This is a genomic window from Streptomyces sp. NC-S4, assembly GCF_054353315.1.
Window position 1 is genome coordinate 583,684 of the sequence record NZ_CM135937.1, and the last position, 12,924, is coordinate 596,607.

General features: G+C 72.4%; 10 protein-coding genes. 7 read left to right on the plus strand and 3 right to left on the minus strand.

Annotation, left to right across the window (positions count from 1 at the left end; all coding sequences use genetic code 11):
- The first annotated feature begins 3 nt into the window (after nt 1-3).
- The 4 genes from ACXNSR_RS02780 to ACXNSR_RS02795 all read left to right on the plus strand — a co-directional run bounded on the left by ACXNSR_RS02780 (nt 4) and on the right by ACXNSR_RS02795 (nt 6,450).
- Nucleotides 4-2,970 (plus strand): helix-turn-helix transcriptional regulator, encoded by a 2,967-nt coding sequence (locus tag ACXNSR_RS02780; protein WP_458640533.1) that lies wholly within the window; start codon nt 4-6, stop codon nt 2,968-2,970.
- Nucleotides 2,951-3,874, plus strand: a complete 924-nt coding sequence (locus ACXNSR_RS02785) for a metallophosphoesterase family protein (RefSeq protein ID WP_458640534.1) — start codon at nt 2,951-2,953, stop codon at nt 3,872-3,874. The genes ACXNSR_RS02780 and ACXNSR_RS02785 overlap by 20 nt, the downstream gene beginning before the upstream one ends.
- On the plus strand, nt 3,871-4,566 hold the full coding sequence (locus ACXNSR_RS02790; RefSeq protein WP_458640535.1) for a 4'-phosphopantetheinyl transferase family protein: 696 nt from the start codon (nt 3,871-3,873) through the stop codon (nt 4,564-4,566). The genes ACXNSR_RS02785 and ACXNSR_RS02790 overlap by 4 nt, the downstream gene beginning before the upstream one ends.
- A 222-nt stretch (nt 4,567-4,788) precedes the next feature.
- Nucleotides 4,789-6,450: a flavin monoamine oxidase family protein gene (locus tag ACXNSR_RS02795; protein WP_458640536.1), complete on the plus strand. Its 1,662-nt coding sequence runs from the start codon at nt 4,789-4,791 to the stop codon at nt 6,448-6,450.
- Between the two features lie 88 nt (nt 6,451-6,538).
- Here the strand turns inward: ACXNSR_RS02795 and ACXNSR_RS02800 are convergent, their stop codons facing one another.
- From ACXNSR_RS02800 to ACXNSR_RS02810, 3 genes are all read right to left on the minus strand, one after another.
- Complete coding sequence (locus tag ACXNSR_RS02800; protein WP_458640537.1) at nt 6,539-7,951, minus strand: class I adenylate-forming enzyme family protein; 1,413 nt, start codon at nt 7,949-7,951, stop codon at nt 6,539-6,541.
- Nucleotides 7,952-8,200: 249 nt separating this feature from the next.
- Nucleotides 8,201-8,845 (minus strand): thioesterase II family protein, encoded by a 645-nt coding sequence (locus ACXNSR_RS02805; protein ID WP_458640538.1) that lies wholly within the window; start codon nt 8,843-8,845, stop codon nt 8,201-8,203.
- Between the two features lie 80 nt (nt 8,846-8,925).
- Complete coding sequence (locus ACXNSR_RS02810) at nt 8,926-9,498, minus strand: sugar phosphate nucleotidyltransferase (RefSeq protein WP_458640539.1); 573 nt, start codon at nt 9,496-9,498, stop codon at nt 8,926-8,928.
- A gap of 338 nt (nt 9,499-9,836) precedes the next feature.
- Between ACXNSR_RS02810 and ACXNSR_RS02815 the strand changes: the two genes are divergently transcribed.
- The 3 genes from ACXNSR_RS02815 to ACXNSR_RS02825 all read left to right on the plus strand — a co-directional run bounded on the left by ACXNSR_RS02815 (nt 9,837) and on the right by ACXNSR_RS02825 (nt 12,923).
- The gene (locus ACXNSR_RS02815; RefSeq protein ID WP_458640540.1) at nt 9,837-10,877 is read left to right on the plus strand and encodes an ABC transporter ATP-binding protein; all 1,041 of its coding nucleotides are present in this window, start codon (nt 9,837-9,839) and stop codon (nt 10,875-10,877) included.
- Nucleotides 10,874-11,734, plus strand: a complete 861-nt coding sequence (locus tag ACXNSR_RS02820) for an ABC transporter permease (protein ID WP_458640541.1) — start codon at nt 10,874-10,876, stop codon at nt 11,732-11,734. Before ACXNSR_RS02815 ends, ACXNSR_RS02820 begins: the two co-directional genes overlap by 4 nt.
- Nucleotides 11,735-12,002: 268 nt before the next feature.
- The gene (locus ACXNSR_RS02825; RefSeq protein WP_458640542.1) at nt 12,003-12,923 is read left to right on the plus strand and encodes an ACP S-malonyltransferase; all 921 of its coding nucleotides are present in this window, start codon (nt 12,003-12,005) and stop codon (nt 12,921-12,923) included.
- Nucleotide 12,924 lies beyond the last annotated feature (1 nt).

Sequence of the window (12,924 nt, forward strand, 5' to 3'; positions counted from 1 at the left end):
GCCATGTTGGTGGAGCGGGATGAACAGATCGCCAAGCTGACCTCCTGGGTGACCGGCGCCGCCCGGTCCCACGGAACCGGACACGGAGCCGCGTACGGAACCACACTCGCCGGCCCTCCCGACGACCTCACCACACCCGGCCGGACCGCCGTGATCAGCGGCCCGGTCGCCTCGGGCAAGACGGCTCTGCTGCACCGCGTGCTGGAGCGGACGGCCGACTCGGGCGTCCGGCTCCTCAGCGCGGTGACCTCCGCCGCCGAACAGGACATCCCCTTCGGCGTGGTGGAGGAACTGCTGCGCGACACCGCGGACACCGCGGGCCCCCTCCCGTTCCACGGGCCGGCCGGCACCGAGGACCTCGTCCCCACCCAGACCCTCATGGCGTTCCACGCCCGGCTCGCCGGCCTCGCGGCGCGCGGCCCCGTCCTGATCGCCGTCGACGACGTGCAGTACGCAGATCCGCATTCCCTGCACTGCCTGTTGTACGCCCTGCGCCGTGCTCGCAGCGCGGGGGTGGGCCTCTCGCTGATGGTCACCCGGGGCCCCGACGCGGGCGCGACCCCGCCGCGCGTCCTGGAGGAGCTGCTCCGTCAGATCGAGGGGCCGCGCATGCGGCTGCGCCCGCTCAGCGTCCGGGGAGTCGAGGTTCTGCTGGCCCACCGGGCCGCGGAGACGGACCGTTCGGCCGCCCACGCGAGCGCACCCGCGCCCACCGCCCGGCTGGCCGCCGCCCTGCACTCGGCCACCGGGGGCAACCCGTTGCTCGTGCGCAGCCTCCTGGACGACCACGACCCCAGACGGCGGGGCGCGGAATCGGACGAGAGACCGTTCCAGCCGGGCGACCGGTTCGTGCGGGACTCACTGATCTGCATCCACCGGACGGGCGTCGACGGCCTGCGGGTCGCACAGGGCATCGCACTGCTCGGCGGCTCGGGACCGCTGTCGTTACTGGCCCGGCTGGTGGAGGCCGAGGAGCGGACGGTGGAGGAGGTGGTGACCGCTCTCGGTGACGCGGGCGTCCTCCGGGGCTCGCGCTTCTGGCACGGCGCGGTACGGACGGCGGTCCTGGAGAGCCTGGACGACGACGCCGTGGCCCGGCTGCGCCGGCGCTCCGCTCGGCTGCTGTACGGGGCCGGGGCGGCGCCGATGGCCGTCGCCGCACACCTGCTGGACCTCGGGCCGGGCGTTCCCGACGAGGAGTGGGTGCCGGGGGTGCTGAGCGACGCCGCACACACGGCGCTGGCCTCGCAGCGCGTCGGATTCGCGGTGCGCTGCCTGCGGCTGGCCGAGGAATGCTCCTCGGACCAGCGGGAGCGGATCCAGCTCCGGTCGAGCATGGCCAAGTTCATATGGCGGGTCAACCCCTCCGCCTGGGCGCACGAACTGCGGCCGCTCAACGCGGCGTTGCACGAGGGTTCGCTCCCGGTCACGGAATCCCTGCGGCTGGTCGGCGACTTGCTGTGGAACGGCTGGATCGACGACGCGGCTACGGCGATCCAGCACGCCCTGGAGGGCTGGCCCGCGAACCCCGATCCCGCGATGACCGCCGAGCTGCGCAGCGTACGGCTCGTGCTGGCCTCCACGTACCCCACGCTGCTGGACCGGCTGGACGGCGCGCTCGGCCCGGCCTGGGACGGCGCGCTCGTCCCGGTCCGGGACGGCGCGGCGCAACCCACGGGTGCCGCCGAGGACGGCATCCTGGCCGCGATGGGGGCGTTGCACGGCGTCCTGAGCTCGGGCACCGGCGCCCCGGCGTCTCCCGGCGGCGCGGCCCCGGGCGTACGGGACCGGGCCGCGGCGGACGAGCGGCTCACCGAGAACGCCGAGCGGATCCTGTCCGGGACCCGCCTCACGGAGGAGACGCACGTCACCGTACGGGCGTGCCTTCTGGCCCTGCTGTACGCGGAGCGGCTGGGCGCGGCGACCCTGTGGACGGACCGGCTGCTGGAGGAGGCCGCCGAGCGCGGCGCGCCCGGGTGGACCGCGGTCATGCAGGCGATGCGCGCGCACATGGCGCTGCGCCGCGGCGAGCCGGCCCAGGCGCGCCGGCTGGCGGAGGAAGCCCTGGAGCAACTCCCGCCGCACGGCTGGGGCGTGGGCATCGGCATGCCGCTGTCCGCGCTCATCAAGGCGCGGACGGCGATGGGCGACCACGAGGCGGCGGCGGCCCTGGTGGACCACCCCGTGCCCGAGCAGATGCTGCTGACCCGCTACGGCCTCCACTTCGTCTACGCGCGTGGCAGACATCAGCTCGCCACCGGACGGCACCACGCGGCGCTCACGGACTTCATGACCTGCGGGCGGCTGATGCGCGAGTGGAACATGGACCGGGCGGGCATGGCGCCCTGGCGGGTCGGGGTCGCGGAGGCCTCGCTGGCCCTGGGCAACCGCGACCAGGCGGAGCGGTTCGCGAGGGAGCAGCTCGCCGAGGACCCCGGACCGCGGGTGCGCGGCCTGGCCCTGCGCGTCCTGGCGGGTACCCGGCCGCTGCCGGAACGGCCCGCCCTGCTGGACCGGGCCGTGGCCCTGCTCCAGGAGGAGGGCGACTCGTACGAGCTGGCCCGGGCGCTGACCGACCTCGGAACCGCCTACGAGCGGCTCGGTGACACGGCGCAGGGCAGGACCTGCACCCGGCGGGCGGGGCGGATCGCCGAGGCGGGCGGGGCCCGGGACCTGTCCCAGCTCCAGGCCGAGCAGCCCTCGCGGAGCGCGCCGCCGTGGCCCGCGGCCGCTCCGGCGCCGGGCCCCGTGCGGGCGCAGCCGGCCGCGGCGTCCACCCTGACGGACGCCGAGCGCCGGGTGGCGGCGCTCGCCGCGCACGGGTACACCAACCGGGAGATCGGCGCCCAGCTGTTCATCACGGTCAGCACGGTGGAGCAGCATCTGACACGGGTTTACAGGAAGATCAATATCACTCGTCGTCAAGACCTCCCGGTCAGTTGGGACATCGATGTCGCGCATACTGCCTGATCCCGCCGCCCAGCCCGCGCCCGCCACCGCCGGAGCCTCGCCCGCCACCGCCGCGGCCGGTCCCCGGTTGCTCGCGGTGAGCGATCTGCACATCGGGATGGCCGACAACCGGCCCATCACCGAATCCCTCGAGCCCACCCACCCGGAGGACTGGCTGCTCGTCGCCGGCGACGTCGGCGAGCTGACCGAGGACATCGAGTGGGCACTGCGCCTGCTGGCCGGGCGCTTCGCCAAGGTGGTGTGGGCTCCGGGCAACCACGAGCTGTGGACCCCGCGCGAGGACGCGGTCCAGGCCCGCGGCGAGGAGCGCTACCGGCACCTGGTGGAGCTGTGCCGCGGGCTGGGAGTGGTCACGCCCGAGGACCCGTGGCCGGTGTGGCGGGGACCCGGCGGCCCGGTGGCCGTCGCCCCGCTGTTCCTGCTCTACGACTACACGTTCCGGGTGGCGGGCACCACGACCAAGGAGGAGTCGCTGGCCCGGGCGCACGAGGCCGGCGTCGTCTGCACGGACGAGTTCCTCCTGCACCCCGACCCGTACCCGAGCCGGGACGCCTGGTGCCGGGCCCGGGTCGAGCTCACCCTGCGCCGGCTGGAGGCGCACGACCCGGCGGTGCCGCTGGTCCTGGTCAACCACTTCCCGCTGGTCCGCCAGCCCACCGACGTGCTGTGGCACCCGGAGTTCGCCCAGTGGTGCGGCACCGTGCTCACCGCCGACTGGCACCGCAGGTTCCGTACGGCCGCCGTGGTCTACGGCCACCTGCACATCCCCCGGACCACCTGGTACGACGGGGTGCGGTTCGAGGAGGTGTCGATCGGCTACCCCCGCGAGTGGCGCAAGCGCGGCCACCCCAAGGGCCTGCTGCGGCAGATCCTGCCCTACACCGAGGAAGAGCCCCGCACGTGATAGAGACCCTGCTGCCCGAAGAGGTGCGCGCGAGCGAGGCCTTCGGGCCGGACGGCTCGGCGGTGCTCCACCCCGAGGAGGCCGTTCTGGTCGCCTCGGCGACGGAGGAGCGGCGCGAGGAGTTCACCACCGTACGCGGCTGCGCCCGCCGCGCGCTGGCGGCGCTCGGGCTGCCGCCGACGCCCGTCCTGCCGGGCAGGCGCAACGTGCCGCAGTGGCCCGCGGGCGTGGTGGGCAGCATGACCCACTGCGCCGGCTACCGGGCCGCCGTCCTGGCCCGGGACACCGATCTGGTGGCGGTCGGCATCGACGCCGAGCCCGACCTGCCGCTGCCCCGGGGAGTCCTGGAGTCGATCGCCCTCCCCCAGGAGCTCGTCTGGGCCCGCACCCCGGTGACCGGTGCGGCCCGGCTGTGCCGGGACCGGCTGCTGTTCAGCGCCAAGGAGGCCGTGTACAAGACCTGGTACCCCCTGGTGGGCACCGAGCTGGACTTCGACGACGCGGCCCTGTCCTTCCGTACGGACGAACACCTCCCGGCCGGGGGTCCGCGGCGCGGCACGTTCCGGGCCCGGGTCCTGCGTCCGGGGACCGCTCCCGACGGGCGGCCGGTGACGGAGTTCACCGGCCGCTGGCTGGCGGAACGCGGCCTGGTCGTCACCGCGATCGCGGTGCCCGCCCGCCGGGCCGCGTAGGGCGGGGGGCGGGGCGGGGTGGGTCACCCGGGTCGGTAGGGGTTGTCCGGTTCCGGCGCCGCTGCGTAGCGTGCGAGGACCGGACCGACTGTGCACGGTGTACCAGGGCGCGTGGCTCTCCCCGCCCGCCGGGCCCGCTGCGTCGCCGCGTCGCCGGCCGCGCCCGGCTCGTCTCCGGTTCCCCCTGGAAGCGATGTCGAACCGGCTCGAGAGGTACTCCAGATGACATCAGCAAGCCCGGCCCCGACCACCATGCTCGTGCCGGACTTCCCGTTCTCCTACGACGGCTGGCTGCGCCACCCGGCGGGCCTGGGCTCCCTGCCGCCCGGGCGCGCCGGGACAAGCGTGGCCGTGGTGGGCGGCGGGATGGCCGGACTGACCGCCGCCCACGAGCTGATGCGGCTGGGCCTGCGCCCGGTCGTATACGAAGCGGACCAGCTGGGCGGCCGGATGCGATCGGTGCCGTTCCCGGGGCAGCCCGGCTGTGTGGCGGAGATGGGCGCGATGCGCTTCCCGGTGTCGGCCCGCGCGCTGTTCCACTACATCGACCTGCTGGGGCTTCGTACCGGCCCCTTCCCCAACCCGCTGGCGAAGCACACCCCGAGCACCGTCATCGACCTGGGCGGCGTCCGCCACACCGCCCGCGCCGCGGATCAGCTGCCCGACGTCTACCAGGAGGTGGCCGAGGCCTGGGAGAAGGCGCTCCAGGAGCGGGCGGAGCTGTCCACGATGCGCGACGCCGTCCGGCGGCGGGACGTGGAGACGCTCAAGCACGTCTGGAACCGGCTGGTCCGGGAGTTCGACGACCAGTCCTTCTACGGGTTCCTCGCCACCAGCGCGGCGTTCCGGTCCTTCCGGCACCGGGAGATCTTCGGGCAGGTGGGTTTCGGCACCGGCGGCTGGGACACCGATTTCCCCAACTCGCTGCTGGAGATCCTGCGCGTCGTCTACACCGAGGCCGACGACCACCAGGTGTCCATCCTCGGCGGCTCCCAGCAGGTGCCGCGCGGCCTGTGGGAACGCCGGCCGGGTGACTGCGCGCACTGGCCGGCGGGGACCTCGCTGGCCTCCCTGCACGGCGGGGCCGCCCGGCCCGGGGTCCGTTCCGTGCGGCGCGACGGGGCGGAGTTCACCGTCACCGACGCCGACGGGCGGCGGGACCGGTTCGCCGCCGTGGTCTACACGCCGCACGTGTGGACGCTGCTGAACCGCGTGGAGACCGATCCGGATCTGCTGAGCGCACCCCTGTGGACGGCGGTGGAGCGGACCCACTACATGGGCTCGTCCAAGCTGTTCGTGCTGACGGACCGGCCGTTCTGGCGTGATGTCGATCCGGGCACCGGGCTGCCGGTGATGAGCATGACGCTCACCGACCGGATGCCGCGCGGCGTCTACCTGTTCGACGACGGCCCGGACCGCCCGGGCGTGATGTGCCTGTCGTACACGTGGAACGACGACTCCCTGAAGATGGCGACGCTCAGCGCGCGGGAGCGGCTGGACGTCCTGCTGGGGAAGCTCGCGGCCATCTATCCGGGGCTGGACATCCGCTCGCACGTGATCGGTGAGCCGCTGACCATCACCTGGGAGACCGAGCCGCACTTCATGGGCGCGTTCAAGTCGAACCTGCCGGGCCAGTACCGCTACCAGCGCAGGCTGTTCACGCAGTTCATGCAGCGCGGGCTGCCGCAGGCGCAGCGGGGCTTCTTCCTGTGCGGCGACGACGTGTCGTGGACCGCCGGTTTCGCGGAGGGCGCCGTCACGACGGCCCTGAACGCGGTGTGGGGCGTACTGGACCACCTGGGCGGGACGACCCACCCGGACAACCCCGGCCCGGGTGACCGGTTCGAGGAGCTGGCGCCCGTCGAACTGCCCTACGACGGCTGACCGTCGCCACGGGCACGGCGCGCATGACGCGTGAAGGCGCCCCCGCCGCAGGGCGGGGGCGCCTTCACCGTGCCGTCGGGACGGCCGGTCAGGCCTGCTCGGCGGCGAGCGCCGTCAGCGCCTTCTTGTCGGGCTTGCCGTTGCGGTTGAGCGGGAACTGCTCCAGCACGACGACCTTGTTGGGCTGTTCGAAGGCGGGCAGCAGGGCGCACAGCCGCTCCCGCCAGTGGGCGGAGTCCCGCATCTCCTCGTCCTCGACGAAGAAGACCAGCTGCGAGCCGCGCAGTTCGTCCGGCAGGGGCACGATCCGGGTGGGGCAGCCCTGTGCGGCCACCTTCCGCTCGATGAGCTCGGGGTAGAGCGTGTAGCCCATGCGGTGCACGGCGAACTTCCGGCCCAGGACGTGCAGGTTGCCGCCGGCGTCGAGGTGGCCGAGGTCGCCGGTGGCCTGCCAGCCGGTGGCGTGGGCCGGTACGACGGTGCCGTCGTCGGACACCTGCCCCTCGAGGGCGTCGGGGGTGTCGACCTGGATCTCGCCCGTCTCCCCCGCAGGCAGCTCGCGACCGTCCTCGTCGACGATGCGCAGCCGGATGCCCTCCATGGCGCGGCCGCATGCGACCGGGTTGTCGAGGGTGGCGAAGGAGATGTTGCCGAGCTCCGTGGAGCCGTAGCTGTCGAGCAGCGGCAGCCCGAACTCGGCCACGTACTGGTCCACCAGCGGCGCGTCCAGTGGAGCGGCGCCGACGCAGAACATGCGGGTGTCGGCGAGGTGGGCGCGCAGCGCGGCCTTGCGGGTGACCAGGCCGAGGATGCTGCGGTAGCTGGACGGGGTCGCGTCGATGACCGTGACCCCGGCGTCGCGTGCCATGCGCAGGGCGCGGTCGAGACGGCGGTAGGGGGCGATCACCAGGGAGCAGCGGGTGAGCCAGGCGATGAGCACCATCGACAGGCCGTACTGGTGGGCGAACGGCAGCAGCGGCATCAGGACGTCGTCGGCCCGGTGCCCGACCTGGTCGGCGTTTCGCTGGAGGTTGCGCAGGAACGAGGCACCGGACTTCACCACGCCCTTGGGGGATCCGGTGGAGCCGGAGGTCCACATGATGAGGCCGTCGGGAAGCTCGCCCCAGGCGTCGAAGGACAGGGCCTCGGCGGTGGGCTCGTGGTCCGCGACGGCGACCATGAGCTCGTAGAGGTGGATGGGGTCGGCGTCGGGGTAGATGGGGGTCTCGTCGTCGACGAAGGTGACCTTGACGCCGGTGCGCAGGGCGATCCGGCGGGTCTCCTCCACGTGTTCCTGCTGGTCGACGAGGACGATCGAGGCGCCGACGTGCATGAGCGCGTACAGGACGCACACGTAGCCGGCCGAATTGCCGGCCTTGAGCATGACCCGGTCGCCGAGGCCGACGCCGCGTTCGCGGATCGCCTCGGCCACCCGGAGGGCGTCCTGTTCGAACTGGTCGACGGGCCGTACCGAGTCGGCTGAAAATATCTTCGCGGTCATCGGTCGCACAATGTCCTTCCTCTGGGCCGTGACACGGCCGGGCGGCGTGCGGTGCGCCGGGCCGGCGGTGGTTCGGGGCCCGTTCAGGGGTGGGTCGCGGGAATCGCGAACTTCACAAGGGATGTGGATTCGGCCGGTGCCGCCCCGTTGGGTTCGTGCGGTGGGGCCGCCTCGGACACAGGTCTCCACCCCCGCACGCTAGGCAGCCGTCCGGAGGGCGGGTACCCCTGAACGACCCCTGGGGGCCCCTCAGTCCGGGTCCGGTTCACCGAGCGAGATCAGCTGGTCGTGGACGATGTTGACCACCTCCCGGCGGTGCGACTTCAGATACCCCTGGGCGCCGGGGAACACCTCCAGGTCGAAGCTGCCGGACGTGCACCGCCGCCAGCCGCGGACGCCCGCCGGCGCGGCGCGCCGGTCGTGCTGGGCGGTCAGCGCGACGACCCGGCAGCTGAGGGCGGGCGGGCCGAGGCTGCCGCGGTGTCCGGGTGCCGTTCGCCCGGAGACGAACAGGGTCAGCGGGGCGCCGTACGTCTCCCGCTCCAGCCTGCATCCCACCGCGTAGGCCAGTTCGGCGCCCGTGCGGTGCCCGAAGAGGGCGAACGGGCGGTCGGTCCAGCCCCGTACCGCCTCGAAGACCTTGTCGGCCAGTGACTCGCATGCCGCCGGATCGAGTTCCTCCTCCGCCGACAGGAAGGGGTACTGCACGATGAGCAGTTCCACGGTGGGCAGCAACAGCTCGGCCATGGCGAGGTAGCAGAGCGGGGAGTTGCGGGAACTCGGGAAGCAGATCATGCGGTAGCTGCTCGGGAGCGCGGGCTGCCGGATCTGGATCAGGCCAACCTCGTCGGGGGTGGCCTCCCCGGCGGGGAGCCGGCCGTACGCATGGGTCATGCTCCCTGGAACTCCGCCTCGGGTGGCGCCTCTGACTCGCGGGTCGGGCGTGTGGCCGGCTCCTCCTGAGTAGAGGGCCTTCATGAACGGAACTGCGCCTCGTCGTGGCCGCCGGCGGTGCCTGAGACGACCTCCAGGCCCTGGCCGGCCAGCCACCGCAGGACGTCGGTGATCTCCACCTCGCCACCGGCGGAGGGCTGGACGGCCTCGACGGCCCGGTGCACGGCGTCCGTGAAGAAGTACACCCCGGCCCGGCCGGGCACGACCTGCGCCGCCGGGCGGCGGCTGCGGAACTCCTCCAGCTGCTCGCCGATCCCGCCGGGGACCAGGGTGTCGCCCGGGAACGTCACGAAGTCGTCGTCACCGAGCCAGTGCCGCGCGGTGCGCACGGCGTGGGCCAGGCCCGGCGGCCGGTGCTGCGGGAGGTAGGTGACGCTCACGCCGAAGCGGGCGCCGTCACCGACGGCCGCGCGGACCTCGTCGGCGGTGTCACCGAGGACGATGCCGACATCGGTGATGCCCGCGTCGGCGACGCCCTCGATGGCGTGGAAGAGAGCGGGCTTGTCCGCCGAGTGGTGCAACCGCTCGGCGGACGGGGTGGGCGGGGGCCGCAGACGGGTGCCGGATCCCCCCGACAGGACGAGTGCTTTCACGGGGTCTCCTCGTGAAATGGTGAGGCGGGCGGAGCTGATCCGGCGCAATCACCCGACGATGCTATGAGCATGTTCGCCGGGACCGCAATGCATGATCACCCCTATTCCCCCCTAAAGCCCTTCCGCTTCCCCCTAGGCCCGGGGTCGGGCAAACAATGGCGCAATCCCTTGTGTTAGAAATGGCGCAAGCACATCATTTCCGCGTCCCATTCAGTCGGCGCCCGACGCGCGGCCGGTCACGCGATATTCCCTGCGCGGACCCGCCGGACCGCCGTTGCCGCGTCCCACTTGATTCGCAGGCAAAAATGAAATCTGAAAGACTCGTGGATTCCGCCGTCGTGGTCGATGGACTGGTCAAGAAGTACCGGGACCGTGACCGTCCGGCGGTGGACGGCTTGAGTTTCTCGGTCCGACGGGGTGAGGTGTTCGGCTTCCTGGGGCCCAACGGAGCCGGCAAGACAACGACCATCGGCATCCTCACCACCCGCGTGGCTCCCACCGCGGGGCGCGCCTTCGTACAGGGCGTGGACGTCGTGGCCCACCCCGCGCAGGCCCGCCGGGCCTTCGCCGTCGTCCCCCAGCGCAACAACCTCGACCAGTCGCTCACACTGCGGCAGAACCTGACCTTCCATGCCGGATACCACGGCATGGGCCGTACCGAACGGCGCCGGCTCGCCGACGAGTGCCTGGAGTGGGTGGGGCTCGGCGACCGCGGCAAGGACCGCGGCGACCAGCTCTCCGGCGGCCAGGCCCAGCGCGTGATGATCGCCAGGGCCCTGATGCACCGGCCCGACGTGCTCTTCCTGGACGAGCCGGCCAACGGACTCGACCCCCAGGCACGCCTGTTCATCCACGAGCGGGTGGCCGAGCTGAGCGGGCGCGGTGTGACCACCGTGCTCACCACCCACGACATGGACGAGGCCGCCCGGCTCTGCGACCGCGTCGGGATCGTGGACCACGGGCGGCTGCTCGCCCTGGACACCCCGCAGGCGCTCATGCAGAGCCTGAGCGGCACCGCCCTGACCCTCAGCGTGCGCCCGGCGGAATCCGGCGCCGTGGAGGTCGTCCGCCTGCTGGAGAAGATCGAGGCGGTGACACGGGTCGAACGGATCGAGCCCGGCCGCCCGGAAGGCCCGGGCGACTCGGGCGACCCGGGTGACCCGGGCGATTCCGCGGACGGCACGGCGCCGGACGCCGGGGACCCGGCCTCGGACGCGCCCGTACGGCTGCGCCTCTACAGCGACGCGCCGTCCGGTGCGGTGCTTCCGGCCGCCATCACCACCCTGACGGCGGCGAACTGCGACATCAAGGACATCAAAGTGGGCACCGCGACACTGGAGGACGTCTTCATCGCGCTGACCGGCCGGGAGCTGAGATGAGCACCGTCACCGCACCCGCCGTCGCACCCGACCCGGTCGCCGACTTCCCGCAGGAGCTGAAGCCCGCTCCGGCCGGCGTCCGCTCGGTGACCCGTACGTTCTTCTTCATCCTGTGGCGGGACGTCTTCGTCACCGGGCGCGAACTGGGCACTTTCCTCGCCCAGATCCTCGTGGAACCGTTCTTCATCCTGTTCGTCTTCGGCAAGGTCCTCGGTGACCTCGGCTTCACCGGCGGCAGCTTCCAGGCGGTCCTGCTGCCCGGCGTGGTGGCGCTCAACGCCTTCCTGGTGAGCCTGCAGAACACGGCACTGCCGCTGATCATCGACTTCTCCTGGAGCAAGGAGATCGAGGACCGGCTGCTGGCCCCGATCCCCACCACCCTGGTGGCGGTCGAGAAGCTGGTCTTCGGCATGCTGCGCGGCATCGTCGCGTCGCTGCTGATGATCCCGATGGGCTTCCTGGTCCTGGAGAACGTGTCCTGGCCGATGGACCGGTTCCCGGCCACCCTGGGCGTGCTGCTGATGGGCGCGCTGGCCGGCAGCACGGTGGGCCTGACGATCGGCACCCTGGCCCCGGCGCGGCACATCAGCATCGTCTTCGCGGTGACGCTGACCCCGCTGATGTTCACGGGCTGCACCCAGTTCCCGTGGCACGGGCTGGCGGACATCCGCTGGTTCCAGGTGCTGTGCGCCTTCAACCCGCTGACCTACGTCAGCGAGGGGATCCGCGCCCTGCTGCTGCCGCCCGGCGGTCCCGGCTCGATCCCGCTGTGGGTGGACCTGATGGCGCTCACCGCGGCGATCCTGATCTTCGGCGCGATCGGCATCAAGGGATTCCACCGCAGGGCCCAGGACTGACCCTGTTCCTCCGCTTCTCCTCCGGCCTCGTGCCCGGACCGGCGCACCCGCGCCCGGCCGGGTGCGGGGCCCTTTCTCGTCATCACCACCTCACACAGCCTCCACAGCATGTCCACCATCCCGTAAGCAAAGGTGTTCACGGACCATGACTCATTCTGATGCGATTGCCGCGACCGCTGCGACAGACTCCTCCGATTCCCGGACCGGGACCGCGATCGTATTCCCCGGCATGGGCCCCGCGTCGTTTTCCGAAGTCGGCAAATTCCTGATGCTCGACCCGTATGCGCGGGTCCGGCTGGCGGAGGCCGACGAGGCGCTCGGATATTCGGTTTTCGACCGTTTCCGTGACGCCGAGGAAGACTATTCCGTCGATTTCCAGATCGCCTTCCTGGTGAACTCGATGGCGCTGGCGGACCGGGCCGTCGACGCCCTCGGCGTCTCCCCCACCGTCTGCGCGGGGCCGAGCTTCGGCCAGAAGGCGACCGCCGCCTTCACCGGGTCGCTCTCCTTCCCCGACGTCGTCCGGCTGACCGCCGAACTGGCCCGCTGCGAGGAGGAGTACTTCTCCGGGGCGTACGAGGACGTGGTCACCCACTGCTTCGTACGCACCCCGCAGGAGCGCCTGGACGAGATCCTCGCGGAGTTCGACGACCGGGGCGCCTGGTACGACCTCTCCGGCCGCCTCGACGCCGGCTTCCACATGCTCTCCGTGCGGGAGAAGGAGCTCGACGCCCTGAACGCCGGCATCAGCGCGGCGGGCGGCTACTCCATGTACTCGATGCGGCCGCCCGTGCACGCGGCGGCCTTCTCGGCGCTGCGGCGCAAGGCGGAGGAGGAGGTCTTCGGCGCGTACGAACTGGCCGACCCCTCCCTTCCGGTGGTCGTCGACCACGACGGCACGGTCGTGCGGGACGCCGCCGGGATGCGCGAGATGATGCTGGACACCTTCGACCGGCCGATCCACTGGCCGGCCATGGTGGAGTCCCTCAAGGGGCTCGGGGTCGGCACGCTGTACGTGACCGGCCCCGACAGCCTGTTCCACCGGCTGGACGTCACGAAGCAGAACTTCGAGGTCGTCCCGGTGGGCCTGCCGAAGAAGCGGGCCCGCGAACGCGAGCGGGAGCAGGCGCTGGAGCGGTCCCGGGCGACCCGGGCCCGGCGCGCCGCCCCGGGGCCCGTGACCGCCTGAG